This is a genomic window from Bradyrhizobium sp. CCBAU 51627 (assembly GCF_028128765.1).
Classification (GTDB): Bacteria; Pseudomonadota; Alphaproteobacteria; order Rhizobiales; family Xanthobacteraceae; genus Bradyrhizobium.
Genome location: NZ_LBJG01000024.1, coordinates 1,065,491 through 1,085,949 on the forward strand (window position 1 = coordinate 1,065,491; position 20,459 = coordinate 1,085,949).

Here is a 20,459-nt window from a genome sequence, read left to right on the forward strand (position 1 = left end):
CGTTAACGCCGCGTATTAGGACTGTACCGACGGGGAGGGCTGGTGTACCTCCAGACCTTGATCCAGTTCGACGGGACGTGAAGAAATGGCGCAGAATTCAGCTCTGATGCAAGGACTGATGCAAGGCAAGCGCGGGGTCATCCTCGGCGTTGCCAACAACCGCTCGATCGCCTGGGGCATCGCCAAGGCATGCCAGGCCGCCGGTGCCGAGCTCGCCTTCACCTATCAGGGCGATGCGTTGAAGAAGCGCGTCGAACCGCTCGCCGCCGAAGTCGGCGCGCTTGTCCTCGGTCATTGCGACGTCACCGACGCCGCGACGATCGATGCGGCCTTCGACGCCCTCAAGGAAAAGTGGGGCAAGATCGATTTCGTCGTGCACGCGATCGCTTATGGCGAGCAGCTCGACGGCCGCTACGTCGACACCACGGCGGAAAACTTCTCCAAGTCGATGCTGATCTCCTGCTACTCGCTCACTGCGCTCGCGCAGCGCGCCGAGAAGCTGATGGCCGATGGGGGCTCGATCCTCACGCTCAGCTATTACGGCGCCGAGAAATGGATGCCGCGCTATAACGTGATGGGCGTGGCCAAGGCGGCGCTCGAAGCGAGCGTGCGCTACCTCGCCGCCGATCTCGGCGAGAAGGCGATCCGCGTCAATGCGATTTCCGCCGGTCCAATCAAGACGCTGGCCTTCGCCGGCATCTCGGACTCCCGCCTGCTGCTGAAGTACAACGAGGTCAACGCGCCGCTGCGGCGCAACGTCACGATCGAGGAGGTCGGCGACAGCGCGGTTTATTTCCTGTCGGACATGTCGCGCGGCGTCACCGGCGAAATCCATCACGTCGATTCCGGTTACAACGTGTTGGGGATGGGCCGGCCCGAGACATCCGGCGCGGCGCCGAAGGACTGATCACCACCCGCAATGTCCGTGCCCACGATCTATTATCTCCGCCACGGCGAGACCGAGTGGAATGCGCTCGGCAGGCTTCAGGGCACGAAGGACATTCCGCTGAATGCGCGCGGCCGCGACCAGGCCGTGCAGGCAGGCCTCATTCTCGCCGACCTGCTCAGGCGCGACGGCCGCGACAAGGCGGCGCTGCCCTATGTGTCGAGCCCGCTGGGCCGGGCGCGCCAGACCATGGAACTCGCGCGCGGCAAGCTCGAATTGCCTGTTATGGATTACGCGCTGGATGATCGCCTGCGCGAGATCGGTTATGGCGTCTGGGAAGGGCTGACGCTGGCCGAGAGCCAGGCGAAAGATCCGGAGATCTATGCCAGGCGCCTCGCCGACAAATGGACCGTGGGGCCTGCGGGCGGCGAGACCTATGCCGACGTCCAGGTCCGCGTGCGTGCCTGGTACGACCAGCTCCGGACCGACACGGTCGCGGTTGCCCATGGCGGCACCTGCCGGGCCCTGATGGTCTCGCTCGGCCTGGAGACGCCGGTGAGCGCCGCCGAACTCTATATCGAGCAGGGCGCCGTCTACGTGTTCCGCGACGGCCGCCTAGACAAGTATGGCTAAGCCTCGAGGCCTCCGGGTGGCGGCGGGGGTTTGACCCCCGGGCCCCCGCGCGTTACCACACGCCGGAACCGAGCCAGCGAGCAACAATGTCCTTCAACACCTTCGGCCACATGTTCCGCGTCACCACCTTCGGCGAAAGCCACGGCGTGGCGATTGGCTGCGTGGTCGACGGTTGCCCGCCGATGATCCCGCTCACCGAGGCCGACATTCAGCGGGACCTCGATCGCCGCAAGCCGGGCCAGTCGCGCTTCACCACCCAGCGCCAGGAGCCGGACCAGGTGAAGATCCTGTCCGGCGTGATGGCGCATCCGGAGACCGGCGTGCAGGTGACGACGGGCACGCCGATCGGGCTCCTGATCGAGAACACCGACCAGCGCTCGAAGGACTATTCGGAGATCAAGGACAAGTTTCGCCCGGGCCATGCCGACTTCACCTATGAAGCAAAGTATGGCCTGCGCGACTATCGCGGCGGCGGCCGTTCGTCGGCGCGCGAGACTGCGATGCGCGTCGCCGCCGGTGCGATCGCGCGAAAGGTGCTGCCTGACGTCAGGGTGCGCGGCGCGTTGGTGCAGATCGGGCCGCACAAGATCGACCGCGAGAAGTGGGACTGGGACGAGATCGCCAAAAATCCGTTCTTCTGTCCTGACAAGGACAAGGCGGCGTTCTTCGAGACCTATCTGGACGGCATCCGCAAGAGCGGCTCGTCGATCGGCGCGGTGCTCGAGATCGTCGCCGAAGGCGTGCCGGCAGGCTTCGGTGCACCGATCTACGCCAAGCTGGATTCCGATCTCGCCGGCGCGATGATGACCATCAATGCGGTGAAGGGCGTCGAGATCGGCGCCGGCTTCGGTGCAGCCGAATTGACCGGCGAGGAGAACGCCGACGAGATGCGCACCGGCAATGACGGCACACGCTTTCTCTCCAACCATGCCGGCGGCATTCTGGGCGGCATCTCCACCGGGCAGCCGATCGTGGTGCGTTTCGCGGTGAAGCCGACCTCGTCGATCCTCCAGCCGCGCCTGACCGTCGATCGCCAAGGCGCCGACACCGAGATTTTCACGAAAGGCCGCCACGACCCTTGCGTCGGAATCCGCGCCGTCCCGGTCGGCGAAGCCATGATGGCCTGCGTGCTGGCCGATCATTTCCTGCGCGATCGCGGCCAGGTCGGGCGCTGATTTAGGTTAGGGCGGCTCTCGCCAAGGCGCGCATCCCGCTACTTGCGCCGCGCCTCCGCAGCGTCGCTTCGCGCCTGGTTGACAAGGGCCCTCGCCGCCCAGCCGGCGGCAGCAAGTGCCTCGTCGATGCTGGCGCCCCCGATGTCGCGTATCGCCAGGGCGGCCTCGCTGCCCATCACCATCGACAGCGCGTGCGCGAGGCGTCGGCGTGCGGCGGATGACAGTTCCCCCTTCAGCGCTTCGACCATCGGCAAGATGAACTTCATGCGCCGGCCGGGCCGCGGTGGCCGCGCGCCTGGATCGTTGTCGAGCCATACGGCCATGAACGAGCGTTCCATCACATGCAGGCCGACCTCGTCAGCGAGCATCAGCTTCATCATTTCACGTGAGGCCCGCGAGATGCCGTCGGCCGGATCATCGCCGGGCCGCCAGATGTGCTCCAGGGGCACAAGGCCGCGCTCGGTCGCCGTTTCGCTGATCAAAGCTTCGAGCGAGGAAAAATAGCGATATGCGGTGGCGCGCGAGACCAGCGCGCGCTCGGCCACCTCGGCAAAGGTCGGGTTGCGTCCTTCATCCCGAAGCGCAATTGCAGCGTCCATCAGGGCTTGGCGCGTGCGGCGCTTCTGGTTTGCGCGGCCATCGGTCTCGATCGGATTCCGATCCGCGCTTCGGCTTGACTTTCTGTCGGGCATATGTGAGACACGTGTCTTATTAAGGGACTGTGTCCCATTATAGACAATTGTCCAGCAAAGGGAAACCCATGAACGCCGAATTGAAGAAAACCTTTGATCGCATGATCGACCGCCACTTCCGTTTCGAAGCCGAGGACGACGTAGACGGTGTGTTGAGCACGATGGTCGACGACGTCGAGCACGATGTCGTCGGGTATCCCACCGGCCCGGTCCAGGGGAAGGCGGCGGCGCGCGGCTTCTACGACGCCCTGTTCGCAGACCTCTCGGGCGAGAAGGTCACCACGTTGCGGCGCTACTACGGGCCGGATTTCGTGGTGGACGAGAGCATGTGGGAAGGGACGGCGCCTGGCGCGCCCTTCGGGATTCCAGGCCATGGACGCAAGCTGAGCTTTCGTCTGCTGCACGTGTTCGACATGGCGCCCGACGGCCAGATCAAGCGCGAAAACGTCTGGCTCGATTTCCCGGCGATCCTCGGCCAACTCAACGCCCCGCATGACGCGTGAACACGCCATTGATCGTCGAGGAGAACGTCATGAAGGACAATCCACGCGCCCGCATCTGGCTTCGGCTGGCCGCCCTCTATTTCGCCGCCGGAGTGCTTCTCGGCGTGATGATGGGCGCATCTGGCGACCATTCGCTGTTCCCGCTCCACGCCCATATCAACCTGCTCGGCTGGGTCTCGATGGCGTTGTTCGGGCTGACCGCCACGGCCTATCCCTCGGTCGCCGCGGGGCGCATCGCTGGCGCTCAATTCTGGATGCACAATATCGGTGTCCCGGTCATGTTTGGCGCCCTGCTGCTCAAGCTCCGTGGTGTCGAGGCCGCCGAGCCGGTACTCGGTATCGCATCAATTGTCGTCGGCTCGAGCGTGCTGCTGTTTGCATGGCTCGTCATAACTCGGATCGGCGAGGATAGCCGCGATGCGCGAGCACACCGTTCGACCGGCTTGACGAGGCCCGTCGTCCATCCCCAAATGGACTCATGCAAAGCTCCGAGTTCCAGCGCATCACCAACTGGCTGATCGACGGTGCGCGGTCGTCGGGGAACCCGGCCGAGATGATCGCGGACGTTTGCGAGTATCTGGTCGAGGCCGGCCTGCCGCTGTGGCGCTTCGGTATCTTCATCCGCACGTTGCATCCGGAGATTTTCGGACGCAACTTCATCTGGCGGCAAGGCCAGGAAGTCGAGATCGGTACGGTCGATTTCGAAATCCTGGACTCGCCCGAATTCGCCAAGAGTCCCCTTCGGATCGTGTTCGAGCAGGGCGTCGAGGTCCGCGGTCGCATCGACGATCCCAACAGCAAGCGCTTTCCGTTCATCGACGATCTGCGTGCCGAAGGCGCGACCGACTACGTCGCCGTCCCGATGCCGTTTCTCGACGGCTCGGTCCACGCCACGAGCTGGACGACGCGCCATCCCGGCGGTTTCACCGATGCTCACATCGCGGCGATCCGCTCGATCGTGACTCCGCTCGCCCGCGTCAGCGAGATCATCAGCCTGCGCCGCACCGCCGAGATGCTGCTGGACACTTATGTCGGCAACCGCGCCGGCGCACGCATCCTCGGCGGCCAGATCCGCCGCGGCCACAACGATACCATGCAGGCTGCGATCTGGCTGTCGGATCTGCGCGGCTTCACCGCATTGTCGGACCGGCTACCGGCCGAGACCGTGGTCGAGATCCTCAACGATTATTTCGATTGCCAGGTCGCCGCGATCCGCGGCCACGGCGGTGAGGTCTTGAAATTCATGGGCGATGGTCTGCTCGCGGTGTTTCCGATCGATGAATATATCGGCGATGCCGCGCATGTCTGCACGCGCGTGCTGGAGGCCGCCCGCGAATCCCGCGCCAGCGTCGAGGCGCTGGCGTTTCCGGTCGGCGATGTCATCGAGCGCTTCCGCTTCGGCGTCGCGCTGCATGTCGGTAACATCCTCTACGGCAACATCGGCGGCGGCAACCGGCTCGACTTCACCTGTATCGGTCCCGCCGTCAATCTCGCGGCGCGGATGGAAAAGATCGCGGGCCGCCTGGGGCGGACAGTGGTGGTGTCGGAGGGCTTTGCCAAAGCCTGCCAGCACGACTGGCGCGAGCTCGGCGATTTTCCGATCGCGGGATTATCCAAGACGCAGCGCGTGTACGGGCTGGCGGAGGAGACGCCGGTGGTGATGGCGTGATGAGCTGAAGTTTATTTTCGCAAGATGAGCCTTATTCCTCCGGCTCGGTTGTGAACAGCAGCGGATAGCCCTTGGCGCGGCCGGCGTCGGTGGCGCGGGTGGCCTTGGTTTCGGCGACGTCCTTGGTGAATACGGCGACGACGCAGGCGCCCAGCTTGTGCGCCGTGATCATGACCTTGTAGGCCTGATCCTCGGTCATGCGGAATTCGGCCTTGAGGACCATGGTGACGAATTCGCGCGGCGTGTAGTCATCGTTGATCAGGATGACCTTGTGCAGCTTGGGCCGCTCGACTTTGGTCTTGGTCCTGGTTTTCGGCGTGGTGACGGTGTCGCTCATTCCGCCTCCTGGGCACGGCGGGCTTGGGTTCCCGGCCGGAGCGATCAGCTCGCGGCCTTCGCACCATATTGCAGGACCTGTACCTTCTCCAAGGTGATCAGGCCGCTCGACATCATGCCATCCAGGATGGGCAGGAATGCGTTGATGTTGTCCTCGCTGTCGACGATCTCGATCAGCAGCGGCAGGTCTTCCGAGAGCCGCAGGATCTTCGAAGTGTGCAGCCGGCTCGACTTGCCAAACCCCATCGGGCCGCGCAGTACGGTGGCACCGGCGAGATGTCGCTCGCGCGCTGCCAGCACGATGGCTTCGTACAGCGGCTTGCCGTCGTAATGGTCGCTTTCGCCGATGAAGATCCGGAGCAAGACAGCCTGATTGGGGATTTGCATGGTCAACTCCTGGTCAAGCGGTTGTAGCGGCTCGCGATCATATGCCCTGCCCATACGGATGCCAGCCAGCAGACGACGGACGTAGCGATATAGGCGAGCGCGGCATATTTCATGCCGGCATGGATCAGGCGGAAGGTCTCGAGACTGAAGGTCGAGAAGGTGGTGTAGCCGCCGCAGAAGCCGGTCATCACGAACTGCCGGTGCTCCGGCCGCGCCAGCATGCGGCCGTCGGGGCCGGTCAGTGTGGCGTAGAAGCCGATGATGAGCGAGCCTGTCGCGTTGATGAACAACGTCGCGAAGGGAAAGCCGGGGCCGGTATCGAGAGCGAGCCCGACCAGATAACGCGTGAGTCCGCCGACCATGCTGCCGGCAGAAACCCAGGCGTAAAGCAGCGCCGTGCGCCGGCGGTCCGCGGAGGAGGGCTTCATCTGCCGCTAGCCTCCCAGACTGTCCGCAAGCAGGAAGCCGCAGCTCACTGCCGCGAGGCACAGCCCGACAGAGACCACGACATTGCCGAGAGCGTGCAGCGGCTCGCCGTTGCGTGCCAAGGTCAGCGTTTGCAGGCTGAACGAGGACACCGTGGTGTAACAGCCGAGGAAGCCGGTCACCGCGAACAGCCACGGATTGGGCGTCGCGAACACCGAGCCGGGATGAGTCGCCAGCGCGCCCAAGGTGCCGATCAGGAAGGCGCCGGTGACGTTGATGGTCATTGTGCCCCAGGGAAACGTCTCGCCCAGTCGCCGCGCGATCGCGCCGGAGACGAAATACCGAGCGCAGCCACCCAGCGCGCTGCCGGCCACGATTGCGATCACTCCGCTCAGCACGATGAATAGCTCCCGGTCATCCCTTGTCCTCCGCCGCCAGACCGTTGCCGATGGCGAGCAGTCCCACCAGTGCGGCCAATGCAAAGCCGAGTCCCGCGAGGAACGTCCCTGTCGGACCATAGGCGTCCCAAAGCGCACCGGCGATGACGCTCGCGGCCAGCATCGCAAGCCCCGTGAACAGATTGAAATAGCCGAATGCGGTGCCGCGCAGGCTTGGCGGTGCGGTATCGGCGACAAGCGCCGATAGTGAGCCTTGGGTCAGTCCCATATGCAGTCCCCACAGCACGACGCCGAGGGCGAGGCCGGCCAGGTTCGGCAGCAGCGCGAGGGCGAGGTCGGCGCCGGCGAGAACGACGAGTCCGATCGCGAGCAGGGCGGTCCGGTTGATCCGGTCCGACAGCGCCCCGGCCGGATAGGCCGAGAGCGCGTAGATGATGTTCATCAGCACCAGCACTGCCGGAACCCACATTGCATTGAGCCCGATGTTCTGGGCGCGAAGGATCAGAAAGGCCTCGCTGAAACGGGCAAGCGTGAAGACGACGCCAACCGCGACGACGCGCCAATAAACCGGACCGAGCTGCCGCATCGCGGCGATGCTGAGCGGGTTCTTCGCGGGCTCCCGACTCGGGTCCGGCTCTGGTTCGTCGACGGCGAAGGTGATCAGTCCGAAGGACAGAAACGCCGGCACCACGGCCACCCAGAACACGGCGACAAAATGATCTGATGTCCACCACATCAGGCCGATCGCGACGAGCGGTCCGACGAAGGCGCCGACCGTGTCGAGCGACTGCCGCAGGCCGAAGCTCGCGCCGCGCAGGCCAGCGGGCGCGATATCGGCAATCAGCGCGTCGCGGGGCGCGCCGCGAATGCCCTTGCCGACGCGATCGATGAAGCGCGCCGCGACCAGCCAGCCGACGCTGGGCGCGAGCGGGAACAACGGCTTGGTCACCGCGGCCAGCCCATAGCCGAGGGCCGCAAGCAGCTTCCGGCGGCCTAGCCAATCCGACAGCACTCCGGAGAAGATCTTCGTGATCGCGGCGGTTGCCTCCGCGATGCCCTCGATGAAGCCGACCTCGAGCGTGGAGGCGCCGAGCACGGTGACGAGATAGACCGGCAGCAGCGCGTGGATCATCTCGGAGGAGACGTCCATCAGCATCGAGACGAAGCCGAGCACCCAGATTCCGCTGGGCAGCTTGGCGCGCTCATGATGTGTCGTCGTGGTCAACGTCCTGGCCTTGTGTTTCAGGCAACAAAAAACCCGCCATCGGCGGGCCTCTCCATGCTCCCACCAAAGGCAGAGGCTCATTGCCTCACCTCGAGCAGGAGTCATCAGCCCACTACGGTTGTTCGACCGCCGGGCGGTTGTCGGGGGACTCCATCCCCATCTGTGTCGTCAGCCTAGCATGGAAATCACAGGGAACAAGTGGGGCGGCACGCTGTTCCTCGTCGCGAAGGGGTCGCGGCGCAAGCGTGGCGACATGGCGGCGATATCGCGCTGGTGCGCGAAAACTCGAGTCTGCAAATCCCTAACCTGAATGTGAAGCACAAGCGATCTTCGCGCTTTCCGGCAAGACGTTTGCATGTCACCATCGCGTCATACGACGGGAGGCTGCGATGCGCTTGCTTTTCTCGATCGGGGCTGTGCTGGTGACCGGTATACTTGCCGGAGGGGACGTCGCGAGCATCGCGGCACCAAGTCCCAAATCTGGACCGCCGAAGTTTGAATCGTCGCGGCAGCGGCAGGCGGCGGACGGCGATGCCCAGTCGGTCGACGTCGAGCTGATCCTCGCAGTCGACGTCTCCTATTCCATGGACATGGACGAACTCGCAATCCAGCGCGAGGGCTATGCGCTGGCGATCCAATCCAAGGAGTTCTTGCAAGCGCTGAAGGCCGGCCCCTCCGGCAGGATCGCGGTGACCTATTTCGAATGGGCGGCGTCCAACGACCAGAAGATCATCATCCCCTGGCGCCTCATCGACGGACCGGAGACAGCGGATGCGGTCGCGGGCGAGATCATGAAGACGCCGATCCGCCGCGCCTCGCGTACCTCGATATCGGGTGCGATCGGATTCGCGATGCCGCTGTTTGACGAGGATCCCTATCACGGCCTCCGTCGCGTCATCGACATTTCCGGCGACGGTCCCAACAACAATGGCGGCCCGGTCACCCTGGCGCGCGATGCCGCGCTCGAGAAGGGCATCGTCATCAACGGCCTGCCAATCATGGTCAAGGAACCATCCTATTCGACCATGGATATCGACAATCTCGATTACTACTACGAGGATTGCGTCATCGGCGGTCCCGGCTCCTTCGTGATTGCGATCAAGGATCGCGAGAAGTTCAAGGAGGCCATTCGCACCAAGCTGCTGATGGAGGTCGCCGGCCGCACGCCCGATCGTCCGGTGGTGCACGTTGCCGACAAAGACAAGGAGCCGCGCGTGAGTTGCACGATCGGCGAGAAGATCTGGTCGGACCGCTGGGGTCGCTGAGGCGCGCGTCAGCCGAGATTTTTCGCCTCGTTTCGGCCGATGATGAACTTAACCGCCTGTTAACCGACGCATGGCCCTAATCCGACCGTTTCTCTTTGTTTCCGTCCGGCGCCTCGGAATCGCTGGCCAGCAAACGAAAGCGGGGTTTGTCGCACCCGTTCACGAGCAGCCCGATGGCCATCCTCCCATCCAGTACCAACCAGATCTCGCCGGCCAACGAGCGACTGTATCACCAGAGCGCCCTTGTCGGTGATTGGAAAGGCAGTTGGGTCGGCAACAACCAGGCCGTCGAATTCAAGGTGGTGAATATCCGCGGTCCCCGCGCGCAGGTCGAGTACACTCATAACGGCCACACCGAGCGGGGCATTGGCGAGGTCCAGGGCGGGGTCATTAGCTTTGGCGGGGTCTCGGTCGGTACCAAGGATGGCAAGAACCTGGCGCTGGTGTTCTCGGTGGGCGGTGCCGGCAAGCAGACCGCGACGCTGACAAAGCAGGCTCCGCCGGCTTCCGACAGTCGATTGGTGGGAAGCTGGGGCGGCTATGCGGCTGACATCGGCAAGAGCGCAAGCTTCAAGGTGGTCTCCGTCAGCGGCAATGAAGCGCAGGTCGTGGTCACCACCGACGGCATCACCCGCCAGGGCACCGGGATCGTTTACAAGAACGTCATCATGTTCGGGCAATCGCAGATTGCGACGGACGACGGGCAGAACGGCAAGATCATCTACCAGGTCGGAACCAAATCCTTCATGGTGCCTGTGACGAAATATCCGCCGGCGGATTCGTCATCTTCGGTGGACCGGACGGCATAGCCGGTTACGGCTGCTTCCCGCTCGACTGCGTCAGCCTCAGCAGCTTCCGATCGATCTCCCGCAACGCGCCGCAGGCAGATACAAGGTCGCCCTTGCCCAATAATTGCCAGGCCCGTTTTGCCTGCTCTACCAGACGCGGAATCGTCAGCGGCAAGTGCGCCGCTTCCTGCAGCCCTCCCTTTTCGTTGATGAGATAGCGCTCGTTCAGCGCGAACAGGACTTGAGCGGTGCAGGCGAGAGATCGGTAGATGCATCCGGCGACATGGGCCTGCTCGCCGCGCGTGATCGCAAGCTCGGCGTTCTCGATGCTAAACAGCACCTCCCATTGAAAGCGCCGTATCAAGGCATCGCGCAGCGGTCGCGGATAGGGCTGCGCGATCGATTTTAGCCCGGCGATCAGGGCCCGCGGATCGTGCAGCGCCTGGCAATAAGCAATCTCGCCCATCCAGATCGCCGAGCAGAAGCCGTGCGGATGGCCGGGCTGGTAGTCCATCGTAACGATGCCGGCCTGGCAGGAGTCCATCGCGGCCTTGACGGCATCGGCGTCGCGGTAGAGTAGATCGACCTTGTGCCCCTCGACGGAGAGCCACGCACCGCCGACGATCCAAGGCCCCCATTCCCCGATTGGCGTCACCGAAGTGGCCGCGGGATTGTCGGCAATCGCCCGCGCGGCCGCGAGCAGCCGATCCGTATCGAGCGGCACGGCCGCCGTAAAATAGAGTCCGATATCGTAGTCGGAGGCCGGACGCGCGCTGCCCCGCGCACGTGAGCCGCCTAGCACGATGGCCTCGATGCCCGGCACCTCAGCAAAGGCGGAAGTCAGGCGCATGAGCAAGGGATCGGGCGGCATGAACTGTGTCTGTTGTCTTCTATGTTTGCCGGGCGCGGCGGCAGCGGCGCCACGCTCTCGTTCGGCGCTCTCGCGACCAATGTCATCGAGACCGGGTCTCAATAGCCGACCAAACCGATCATATCCATCATGCTGCCGAAACCAGGTCGCTGGCCAATTGAGAAACCCATGGCCGTCGAGCATCCGACGGCAACCAGGTCACATTCCGGATGAGTGGCTCGGGAACCGGGTGAAGCGCATGCCGACCGGCTGGAATTTGCCGCCTTCGTCGCGTATAATCTATCGATCATTCCGACGGTTACCCGAATGCCCAGCCTTACTCGTTTCAGCGGTCTTGCAGCTCTCGTGGCTGTGCTCTGCGTCAGTGGAACGCCGGCTCGTGCACAAGTCGCCCCCCTGCGGTATTGGATCCCCGGCGGGGCTTTTGGCTATGGCGGCCGCGCCGACAGCTACGGCAATTTTCCAGGCTTCAATGCCGGTGATGCCAATAGTGGCTACGACTTTCGCTCCGGTTTCTTTGTCGGAAGCCAGAGCGGCAGTCTCGGTCCGAGCGGTTTCACCCAGGCGGGACCCGCGAGCAGTTTCAGCGCGCTGTCCTTCGACAGCACCCAATTCGGCTACAACATGAAGACGGCGGGCGGCTCGCCTGTGACGTTCTTTGCCGGCTTCGACACGCTGAAATACGGCAACGGGATCGGCAGCTCGGTTGCGCCGTTGACCTCCGCCGCCGCGCCCGGCTACGGCGCGTTTGCCGGCGTCGAGGTCAAGCCGACGTCCAACCTCAGCCTCTCTTTCGGGGCCGGCTTCACCCAGCTGGACTCGGGCCGGATGGACAGCGATATCCGATCGAACATGCTGCCCGGCGAGTCACCGGCACTCGGGGCGCTGCGGCGGTAGCTAGCGCGTGAACTTCGCCACCAGCTCGACATGTGGGGTGTGGCGGAATTGATCGACCGGAACCACCGCATCGATCTTGTAACCACCGTCGATCAGCAATCGCGCGTCGCGGGCAAATGTCGCGACGTTGCAGGACACTGCGATCACGACCGGCACCTTGCTCGCAGCGAGTTTCAGCGCCTGCGCCTGGGCGCCCTGGCGCGGCGGATCGAACACCGCTGCGTCGAAGTCGCGCAGCTCCGTGGGGACCAGCGGACGGCGGAATAGGTCGCGCGGCTCGGCCTTGATCGGCTTCAGTCCCGGTGTGCGCGCAGCCCTTGCCAGTGCGGCGATGGCGCCGGAGTCGTTGTCGTAGGCGGTGACGCGCGCCTTCTCTGCGAGCCTGAGCGCAAACGGACCGACGCCGCAGAAGAGGTCGACAACCTCTTTGGCCTTGCCGACGCGTTCGCCAACCAGGGCGGCCAGCGTCTCCTCGCCCGACACGGTTGCCTGCAGGAACGAGCCCGGCGGCAGCGTCACTTCGGCACGGCCCATCTTCACCGTCGACGGCAGGCGTTGCAGCACGAGCTCGCCATGTCGCGTCAGCCGCGCCAGACGGTGCTGCTCGGCAACACGCGACAGCGCCGTGACCAGCGGTGTCGGCAGCGGGCCGGAGCCACGCACGTCGATGTCAAGGCCGTTGGCGGTCGCGGTGACCTGGATGTCGAGCGGCTTCGTCACCGGCATTTTGGACGTCAGGAGTTCGGCGAGTGCCCAGGCGGCGTCGAGTGCGCCTTCAAGGGCAGGATCGAGGATCGGGCAGCGATGGATCGGGATGACGTCGTGCGAGCTCGTGGCCGAGAAGCCGACCTTCAGAATATCATGCGTGCCGAAGCGGCCGTGGAGCGTGACGCGCCGGCGACCTGCGCCGTGAGCATCGACCAGCGGCGCCACCTCGCACTCGATGCCCGCCTGCGCCAGTGTCTCGACCACGATGTTGCGCTTCCAGGCATGATACGGCTCCGCTGCCCAGTGCTGGATCGCACAGCCCCCGCAGACGCCGAAATGCGGACAGAACGGTTCGATGCGTTCGGGACTGGCGACGTCGACCGCCAACAGCTTGCGGCGGTCGGGATGATGGCCGGCGACATGATCAACCTCGACGCTCTCGCCGCCAAGCGTGTAGGGCACGTAGACCGCACCGTCCGTCGTGAGCGAGACGCCATCGCCGCGATGGCCGACGTGATCGATTGTGATGCGCTCAACCACGGCGCGCGCCCAGGAAGAATTCGACGTTGCCGTCGCCCCCGGCGATCGAGGATGGAAAGACCTCGATGTCGGTGCAGCCGAGCGATGCCGCGAACGCCGCGATGTCGTCGCAGATCTCCTGATGCACGGCGGCATCGCGGATGATGCCCTTCTTGTTGTGCTTCCGATCGGCTTCGAATTGCGGCTTGATCAGCGCCAGCAGGCTCATCGGCGCCGCGGCCAGCGACAGGGCCACGGGAAGCACCGTCTTGAGCGAGATGAAGCTGACGTCAATGACGACGACATCGGGCCGGGCCGGCAGCCGCTTGCCCTCATAGCTGCGGATGTCGGTCTCCTCCATCGACACGATTTTCGGATGGCCGCGTAACGAGGCGTGCAACTGGCTGGTGCCGACATCGACCGCGAACACCAGGCTCGCCCCATTGGCCAGCAGCACCTCGGTGAAACCGCCGGTGGACGAGCCGACGTCGAGGCAGACATGATCCTCAACCTCGATGGGATAATGCTCGAGTGCCCCGGCAAGCTTGACGCCGCCGCGCGAGACGTAGGGATGCGCCGGCTCGGCCTGGATCACCGCGTCCTCGGCGATTGTCTCTGAGGGCTTTGCGACCCGCTTCTCGTCGGCCGTGACGAGCCCGGCTTCGATCGCCGCGCGCGCCCGCGCCCGGCTCTCGAACAGGCCACGCTCGACCAGCAGAACATCCGCGCGCTTGCGGGCTGGGGACATCGGATCTCCGAAAGAGGATAGAAGTGCTTATGTAGCGATCCATCGCGCGGCTGCCATCCGGACGCAAGTCTCGAACGCGGCGAGATCATGCCAGACGTCGACCGGCTGCTCTGCCGGCGTCACCAGCGGACAGCCGTGCAGTTCCAGCGCATGGATCATCATGAGGTTGTCGACAAGGCCGAAATCCTCGACCGTCAGCCCCTGGGCATCGACCAGCCGCCCCATCTTCGGAGGTGACGGCCACAAAGCGGCGGAGACGGTCGGCATAAGTGGTGCCATCGTTGGAATAGGCCAGACAGAACTTGCGGCGGCCGGCCATGTAGCCGAACTCGTAGACGGTGCCGGGATCGGCGCCGGCGCCGCGGAACGGGGTGAGATTGGCGATGATGGCATCGGCCGCATCCATCATCGCCTCGTTGCCGCAGAAGATCCGGCGCGAGGCGTCGGGCGCCGTGAGGTCGACCGCGTTGTCGAGAGGATAGAGACCGGTCAAGCCGTGTGCGACACAGATCGCGGCCTTCTGCCGGCCGATCTCAATGGCATCCGGCAGGAACACGTCAGGGCCTGCCAGATAGATTTTCATGGATGACTGCTTCTTTTCATGGATGACTGCTTCGGAGAAATTCAGGCGAGCTGCCTGGACGATGCTTCGCATCGCCAGGGGCGATCCGACCTCTCCCGCAAGCAAGCAGGAGAGGTGAACACATTTCAAGCCAGCTTGACCGTCTCGGTCTTGACGTCCTTGCCGAGCGCCTCGAACACCTTGGCGACGATGCCCTTGGCGTCGAGACCGGCGCGCGCATACATCGCAGCGGGCGTGTCGTGGTCCAGGAACACGTCGGGCAGCACCATGGAACGGAACTTGACCATGCCGGTGTCGAGCACGCCCTGATCGGCCAGGTACTGGGCGACATGCGAGCCGAAGCCGCCGATCGAACCTTCCTCGATGGTGATCAGGACGTCGTGGTCGCGGGCAAGCTTGAGCACCAGCTCGGTGTCGAGCGGCTTCATGAAGCGCGCATCCGCAATCGAGGTCGACAGGCCATGGGCGGCGAGCTCGTCGGCCGCCTTCTCGCATTCGGCCAGACGCGTGCCGAACGAGAGCAGGGCGATCTTGTTGCCCTGGCGGATCATGCGGCCTTTTCCGATCTCGAGCGGAATGCCGACCTCGGGCATCTCGACGCCGCGGCCTTCGCCGCGCGGATAACGCACCGAGCTCGGACGATCGTTGATCGCGACCTGGGTCGCGACCATGTGCACAAGCTCGGCCTCGTCGGCCGCCGCCATGATCACCATGTTCGGCAGACAGCCGAGATAGGCATTGTCGAACGAGCCGGCATGCGTCGCGCCGTCGGCGCCGACGAGGCCGGCACGGTCGATGGCGAAGCGGACGGGGAGGTTCTGGATCGCGACGTCATGCACGATCTGGTCGTAGCCGCGCTGCAGGAAAGTCGAGTAGATCGCGCAGAACGGCTTGTAGCCCTCGGTCGCAAGACCGGCGGCGAAGGTCACGGCGTGCTGCTCCGCGATGCCGACGTCGAAGGTGCGGTCAGGGAAAGCCTTGTTGAAGATGTCGACGCCGGTGCCCGACGGCATCGCCGCCGTGATGGCGACGATCTTGTCGTCCTTCTGGGCTTCCTTGACGAGGCTCTGGCCGAACACGTTCTGGTAGGCCGGCGCATTCGGCTTGGCCTTGGCCTGGGTGCCGGTGGCGACGTCGAACTTGACGACGGCGTGGTACTTGTCGGCGGAGGCCTCCGCCGGGCCGTAGCCCTTGCCCTTCTGCGTCACGACGTGGACCAGGATCGGGCCGGTCTCCATGTCGCGCACGTTCTTCAGCACGGGCAGCAGATGGTCGAGATTGTGGCCGTCGATCGGGCCGACATAGTAGAAGCCGAGTTCCTCGAACAGCGTGCCACCGTCCATCATGAAGCCGCGGGAATATTCCTCGACGCGGTTGGCGCGGTTGGCGATGATCTTGGGCAGGCGCTTGTTGATCTGCTTGGCCGCCTCGCGCAGCGTGCGGTAGGTCTTGCCGGAGTAGAGCCGCGACAGATAGGCGCTCATGGCGCCGACCGGCGGAGCGATCGACATGTCGTTGTCGTTGAGGATGACGATGAGGCGGGAGTTCATCGCGCCGGCATTGTTCATCGCCTCATAGGCCATGCCCGCCGACATCGAGCCGTCGCCGATCACCGCGATCACATTGTTCTTGCCGCCGGAAAGGTCGCGCGCCACGGCCATGCCGAGGCCGGCCGAGATCGAGGTCGACGAGTGCGCGGCGCCGAACGGATCGTAATCGCTTTCGCTGCGCTTGGTGAAGCCGGACAGGCCGCCGCCGGTGCGCAGTGTGCGGATGCGGTCGCGTCGTCCCGTGAGGATCTTGTGCGGATAGGCCTGATGGCCGACATCCCAGATCAGCCGGTCACGCGGCGTATCGAAGACGTAGTGGATCGCGGTGGTGAGCTCGACCACGCCAAGACCCGCACCGAAGTGACCGCCGGTGACGGAGACGGCATCGATGGTCTCTTGACGCAGCTCGTCAGCGACCTGGCGAACCTGCTCGATCTTGAGCTTGCGCAGGTCTTCCGGCGTCCGGATGGTGTCGAGAAGCGGCGTCTTGCTGTATGCGTTCACGGCGATTTCCAATTTTTCAGCGCCGGAAAGTCATTCCGGTGCGCGATGGGTTTGCACAATATCGGCGCAGCGCGAGTCCTTAAACCGTCGGAGCCACCTGCATGGGGCAATGCCCCGTCTTCAAGCTTAGGTGAGCCAAAGTGCGCTCCGGTTCAGTCTCTGTGATCCCTGTCACGTAGATCGGCTTCGTCCGTCCAAGCCAATTTCATTAGCGATTCGAAGCGCTTGTCGTTGGTAATCGGTCCCCACGTCAAGGCTAACAAAAAGCCACACTCCGCGCAGCTTTACACCAAAGCTTGGGCCAAAGCCAACCCGCCGGGCTGATTAGGGGTATGCAGGTGCAACCGGCGGGCCAATTTGGTTAATCGCGGCCCCGGAGCGGAGGTTCCAATTTTTGCCCGGTTCCTTGGCAGGATTCCGGGTGAAAGAACAGATATTTTAGCGGATTCGCGGCTCCGGAAGGCGCCGTCGACGCGATTTCAATTCTGGTGCCGCCACCCGGCCTCCAAGAGGGCAGACGGTCGGGTGCGATCTTGCGGGTGCGAACTTGCGGGAACTGAGGCGACCCTGCCCCGAAACGGGCCGCTTTTGGCCGCCGCCCCTTACTGGACGTCGAGCGGCGCGATGCCGGTGGCTTGGCCACCGGCATCGGTGGTGATCTTGTCGACGCGCGCCTCGGCCTGGCGCAAAAGCTCCTCGCAACGCCGCTTCAGGGCTTCGCCGCGCTCGTAGATCGTGACGGATTCCTCGAGCGGCACCTTGCCGTCCTCGAGCCGCTTCACGATTGTTTCGAGTTCCTCGATCGCGCGCTCGAAAGTGAGCCTGCTGACGTCGATTTGGGTATTTTCGGCCATATAGGTTTCCGATTGCCCGATTCGCTTCTGCTGCAAAGCAGCAGAGTTTTGCGGGCTTAATGTGGCGGGTCCGTCAGGCGCCCATCAGGGCGCCGACATGCGCCGTAACAGATTCTTTCAATCCTTGCAGGTCATAGCCGCCCTCGAGCACAGAAACAACGCGCCCCCCGGCGGACTTGTCGGCGAGGTCCATCAGCTTGCGCGTGACCCAGGCATAGTCCTCCGCGCGCAAGTTCAGCGAGGCCAGGGGATCGCGGTAATGCGCGTCGAAGCCTGCAGAGACGATGAGAAGCTCGGGGCTGAACTTTTCGAGCTGCGGCAAAATCAGATTCTCGAACGCAGAGCGGAATTCCGGCCCGCCGTCTTCCGAGGCGAGCGGCGCGTTCACGATGGTGTCGTGGTCGCCACGTTCGCCTTTGGCGCCGGTGCCCGGAAACAGCGGCATCTGATGGGTCGAACAGTACATTACGGTCGGGTCCGACCAGAAGATGTCCTGCGTGCCGTTGCCGTGATGCACGTCGAAATCGACGATGGCCGCGCGCTTGATACCGTACTTGCGCTGCGCGTGCCGCGCGGCGATCGCGACGTTGTCGAAGAAGCAGAAGCCCATCGGCTTGCCGATCTCGGCGTGGTGGCCAGGCGGGCGCACCGCGACGAAGGCGTTGCGATGCTCGCCGTTCATCACCGCTTCGGTCGCCGCCACCGCGCCGCCGACGCCGCGCATCACCGCTTCCCAGGTACCTGGGGACATTGAGGTGTCGCCGTCGATATAGACTTGGCCGCTCGTCGGCGCGATATGACGAAGCTCCGTGACGTAATGCTCGTTGTGACAGAGCGTGACGAGGTCGAGATCGCCCTCCGGCGCCAGGTCGCGCACCAGGAACTGGAAGCGCTCATGCGACAGCGCTTCCTCGACCGCGCGCAGACGGTCCGGCCTTTCAGGGTGTCCCGCCGGCGTGACGTGGTCGAGGCAGGCCTTGTGGGAGAGGAGAAGCGTGCTCATCAGGTCGGCCTCGCGGGGAACGAACTCTCAGGTCGCTTGGCGCATCCGGCGCCAAAACGCAATGCAAAATCCAATCTATGCGTTCCCCAGGGAATGGCAAAGGGTTGTCCCGGGCCTCACCGTTTGATCCGGATCAATTCACGCGCAGGATGCGGGTTGGCGGCAGCGGACCGATCGGACCATGTGCCCTAAAGAAGGCAAACAGCGCATCGGCATCGTAGCCGCCATATTGCGGCGAGGTGCCCTGCTTGGCGACGGTAAAACCGTCGCCGCCGACGGCGAGGTAATCGTTGACGGTGACGCGGTAGCCGGTAGCCGGCTCGAGCGGCCTGCCATTGAGCGTCATCTTGTCGGCCATCACACGTTCCCCGAACGGTCTGGACGCATCCCAGCTGTAGCTGAACCCGTTCGACACCTGAAGGATCCGCGGCCGCTTCGGATCAAGCCATTGCTGCTCCAGCATGTCCTTCAATTGGCTGCCGGTGAGCGTCATGGTCACGAGGCGGTTGCGGAACGGTTGGCTGGCGAACAGTTCGCCAAAGGACACCGCGCCGTTTTCCTTCGGCACGATGTCGGTGCGGATGCCGCCGGGATTGGTAAGCGCGATGACAGCGCTGCCATTCTTGGCATCCTTCGTGGCGGCAAGCTGCGCATCGGCGATGACGTCGCCGAGTGCGCTCTCGCCGGCCTCGTTCGGAATGCGCGACAACGTCTGCGTCACCGATCCGGCCGGCCGATTGGCGATCGGTGCAGAGAGTTTGTCATAAGCGTCGATCAGCGCGGTCTGCTCGGTATCCTTGGCAAGCGAGGCGTTGGCGACGATGACGTTCTCTCCCTTGGCGCTGATGATGTCGCGGGTTGCAGGATCGAGCTTGAGGTCGATTGCGGTGACGAGCGTGCCGTATTTGTCGCCGCTGGTGACGAGCCGGCCATCGATGTCGCAGACATAGGCACGATGGGTATGGCCGCTGACGACGACGTCGACAGCCCGGTCGAATTTCTTCACGATATCGACAATTGGCCCCGTAATCTCCGGGCATTCATTGTAGTCGCCTAAGGGCTCGCCGCCCTGGTGGATCAGCACCACGATGGCTTCGACTCCCCGCGCCTTCAGTTGTGGCACGAGCGCGTTCACGGTCTCGGCCTCGTCGCGGAATTCGAGACCGGCAATGCCCGACGGCGAAACGATGCCGGCGGTTTCCTTCAAGGTCAGCCCGATGAAGGCAACGGGGATCCCCTCGAACTCCCTGATCTCGTAGGGCGGCAAAATACTCTTGCCTGTCGCGCTCTCGACGGTGGACGCCGCGAGATAGTGGAATCTCGCCCCGGTGAAAGGATGCGGCCCCTGGCAGCCGTCCTCCGGATGGCAGCCGCCATTCTGCATCCTGAGCAGCTCGGTCTTGCCCTCGTCGAATTCATGGTTGCCGACCGATGTGATCGCAAGCCCCATCATCGAGAGCGACTCGATCGACGGCTCGTCGTGAAACATCGCCGACAGGAACGGGCTCGCCCCGATCAGATCGCCGGCAGCGACGAAGATGGTGTTCTTGCGCCCCTCGCTCAATCGCTTCACCAGCGTCGCCATGTACTCGGCGCCGCCGGCAGCCACCGTCACCTTCTTGCTCTTGTCTTCTGGGTCAGCGATGCGGATGCCGCCCGGCGGCGGACGAAGATTGCCATGAAAATCGTTGATCGCGAGAATGCGCAGTTCGACAGGGGCTGCGGTCTCGGCCGCGGCGGGCAGGGCGCAGAGCGCGAGCGAAAGCGCGGCAAGGATGGGTTGGGATCGCATGGAAACAAGATTAGTCGTTCCGAACGAAGATTTCACGAACGTTCTCG

At 64.1% G+C, this 20,459-nt stretch carries 22 protein-coding genes, 1 pseudogene and 1 riboswitch; of the genes and pseudogenes, 9 read left to right on the plus strand and 14 right to left on the minus strand.

Going from position 1 to position 20,459, the window contains the following annotated elements; translation table 11 throughout:
• Positions 1 to 85: 85 nt before the first annotated feature.
• From fabI to aroC, 3 genes are all read left to right on the plus strand, one after another.
• Complete coding sequence (gene fabI / locus XH88_RS19855; RefSeq protein WP_271669933.1) at positions 86 to 907, plus strand: enoyl-ACP reductase FabI; 822 nt, start codon at positions 86 to 88, stop codon at positions 905 to 907.
• A gap of 12 nt (positions 908 to 919) precedes the next feature.
• Entirely contained in the window at positions 920 to 1,519 is a 600-nt protein-coding gene (locus tag XH88_RS19860) for a histidine phosphatase family protein (RefSeq protein ID WP_271669934.1), read from the plus strand.
• A gap of 86 nt (positions 1,520 to 1,605) precedes the next feature.
• Entirely contained in the window at positions 1,606 to 2,694 is a 1,089-nt protein-coding gene (gene aroC / locus XH88_RS19865) for a chorismate synthase (RefSeq protein ID WP_271669935.1), read from the plus strand.
• Positions 2,695 to 2,732: 38 nt separating this feature from the next.
• Here aroC and XH88_RS19870 read toward each other — a convergent pair whose 3' ends face one another.
• Positions 2,733 to 3,293, minus strand: coding sequence for a TetR family transcriptional regulator (locus XH88_RS19870; RefSeq protein WP_271669936.1), 561 nt, complete (start codon positions 3,291 to 3,293; stop codon positions 2,733 to 2,735).
• Positions 3,294 to 3,454: 161 nt separating this feature from the next.
• Here XH88_RS19870 and XH88_RS19875 point away from each other — a divergent pair, with 161 nt between their 5' ends.
• The 3 genes from XH88_RS19875 to XH88_RS19885 are packed head-to-tail and all read left to right on the plus strand — an operon-like array spanning position 3,455 to position 5,558.
• On the plus strand, positions 3,455 to 3,889 hold the full coding sequence (locus tag XH88_RS19875) for a nuclear transport factor 2 family protein (protein WP_271669937.1): 435 nt from the start codon (positions 3,455 to 3,457) through the stop codon (positions 3,887 to 3,889).
• 8 nt (positions 3,890 to 3,897) lie between these two features.
• Positions 3,898 to 4,407: a hypothetical protein gene (locus XH88_RS19880; RefSeq protein ID WP_271669938.1), complete on the plus strand. Its 510-nt coding sequence runs from the start codon at positions 3,898 to 3,900 to the stop codon at positions 4,405 to 4,407.
• Positions 4,368 to 5,558 (plus strand): adenylate/guanylate cyclase domain-containing protein, encoded by a 1,191-nt coding sequence (locus tag XH88_RS19885; RefSeq protein WP_271669939.1) that lies wholly within the window; start codon positions 4,368 to 4,370, stop codon positions 5,556 to 5,558. The genes XH88_RS19880 and XH88_RS19885 overlap by 40 nt, the downstream gene beginning before the upstream one ends.
• A 31-nt stretch (positions 5,559 to 5,589) precedes the next feature.
• Here the strand turns inward: XH88_RS19885 and clpS are convergent, their stop codons facing one another.
• From clpS to XH88_RS19910, 5 genes are read right to left on the minus strand one after another with little or no spacing between them, the layout of a single operon-like run.
• Positions 5,590 to 5,895, minus strand: a complete 306-nt coding sequence (gene clpS / locus XH88_RS19890; RefSeq protein ID WP_271669940.1) for an ATP-dependent Clp protease adapter ClpS — start codon at positions 5,893 to 5,895, stop codon at positions 5,590 to 5,592.
• Between the two features lie 44 nt (positions 5,896 to 5,939).
• A complete protein-coding gene (locus XH88_RS19895; protein WP_271669941.1) occupies positions 5,940 to 6,281 on the minus strand; it encodes a DUF190 domain-containing protein in 342 nt (113 codons plus the stop codon).
• A gap of 2 nt (positions 6,282 to 6,283) precedes the next feature.
• A complete protein-coding gene (crcB, locus tag XH88_RS19900; RefSeq protein ID WP_271669942.1) occupies positions 6,284 to 6,709 on the minus strand; it encodes a fluoride efflux transporter CrcB in 426 nt (141 codons plus the stop codon).
• A 6-nt stretch (positions 6,710 to 6,715) separates the two neighbouring features.
• Positions 6,716 to 7,105, minus strand: a complete 390-nt coding sequence (crcB, locus tag XH88_RS19905) for a fluoride efflux transporter CrcB (protein WP_271669943.1) — start codon at positions 7,103 to 7,105, stop codon at positions 6,716 to 6,718.
• 16 nt (positions 7,106 to 7,121) lie between these two features.
• The gene (locus tag XH88_RS19910; RefSeq protein ID WP_271669944.1) at positions 7,122 to 8,330 is read right to left on the minus strand and encodes an MFS transporter; all 1,209 of its coding nucleotides are present in this window, start codon (positions 8,328 to 8,330) and stop codon (positions 7,122 to 7,124) included.
• Positions 8,331 to 8,418: 88 nt separating this feature from the next.
• A riboswitch (Fluoride riboswitch) is annotated at positions 8,419 to 8,497 on the minus strand.
• Between the two features lie 222 nt (positions 8,498 to 8,719).
• Between XH88_RS19910 and XH88_RS19915 the strand changes: the two genes are divergently transcribed.
• Together XH88_RS19915 and XH88_RS19920 are read left to right on the plus strand one after the other, a co-directional pair.
• Positions 8,720 to 9,595 (plus strand): DUF1194 domain-containing protein, encoded by an 876-nt coding sequence (locus XH88_RS19915; RefSeq protein WP_271669945.1) that lies wholly within the window; start codon positions 8,720 to 8,722, stop codon positions 9,593 to 9,595.
• A 173-nt stretch (positions 9,596 to 9,768) separates the two neighbouring features.
• On the plus strand, positions 9,769 to 10,404 hold the full coding sequence (locus tag XH88_RS19920; RefSeq protein ID WP_271669946.1) for a hypothetical protein: 636 nt from the start codon (positions 9,769 to 9,771) through the stop codon (positions 10,402 to 10,404).
• 4 nt (positions 10,405 to 10,408) lie between these two features.
• Here XH88_RS19920 and XH88_RS19925 read toward each other — a convergent pair whose 3' ends face one another.
• Positions 10,409 to 11,233 (minus strand): nucleotidyltransferase domain-containing protein, encoded by an 825-nt coding sequence (locus XH88_RS19925; RefSeq protein WP_271669947.1) that lies wholly within the window; start codon positions 11,231 to 11,233, stop codon positions 10,409 to 10,411.
• A gap of 327 nt (positions 11,234 to 11,560) precedes the next feature.
• Between XH88_RS19925 and XH88_RS19930 the strand changes: the two genes are divergently transcribed.
• Entirely contained in the window at positions 11,561 to 12,151 is a 591-nt protein-coding gene (locus XH88_RS19930; protein ID WP_271669948.1) for a hypothetical protein, read from the plus strand.
• Here the strand turns inward: XH88_RS19930 and XH88_RS19935 are convergent, their stop codons facing one another.
• The 7 genes and pseudogenes from XH88_RS19935 to XH88_RS19965 form a co-directional block, all read right to left on the minus strand.
• Positions 12,152 to 13,399, minus strand: a complete 1,248-nt coding sequence (locus tag XH88_RS19935; protein ID WP_271669949.1) for a class I SAM-dependent RNA methyltransferase — start codon at positions 13,397 to 13,399, stop codon at positions 12,152 to 12,154.
• Positions 13,392 to 14,126, minus strand: coding sequence for a TlyA family RNA methyltransferase (locus XH88_RS19940; protein ID WP_271669950.1), 735 nt, complete (start codon positions 14,124 to 14,126; stop codon positions 13,392 to 13,394). Before XH88_RS19940 ends, XH88_RS19935 begins: the two co-directional genes overlap by 8 nt.
• A gap of 27 nt (positions 14,127 to 14,153) precedes the next feature.
• Positions 14,154 to 14,709: pseudogene (locus XH88_RS19945) on the minus strand (nucleoside 2-deoxyribosyltransferase).
• A gap of 125 nt (positions 14,710 to 14,834) precedes the next feature.
• A complete protein-coding gene (gene dxs / locus XH88_RS19950; protein WP_271669951.1) occupies positions 14,835 to 16,763 on the minus strand; it encodes a 1-deoxy-D-xylulose-5-phosphate synthase in 1,929 nt (642 codons plus the stop codon).
• Between the two features lie 602 nt (positions 16,764 to 17,365).
• Entirely contained in the window at positions 17,366 to 17,617 is a 252-nt protein-coding gene (locus tag XH88_RS19955) for an exodeoxyribonuclease VII small subunit (protein WP_271669952.1), read from the minus strand.
• 73 nt (positions 17,618 to 17,690) lie between these two features.
• Entirely contained in the window at positions 17,691 to 18,620 is a 930-nt protein-coding gene (locus XH88_RS19960; RefSeq protein ID WP_271669953.1) for a histone deacetylase family protein, read from the minus strand.
• Positions 18,621 to 18,753: 133 nt separating this feature from the next.
• Positions 18,754 to 20,412, minus strand: a complete 1,659-nt coding sequence (locus XH88_RS19965; protein WP_271669954.1) for a bifunctional metallophosphatase/5'-nucleotidase — start codon at positions 20,410 to 20,412, stop codon at positions 18,754 to 18,756.
• Positions 20,413 to 20,459 lie beyond the last annotated feature (47 nt).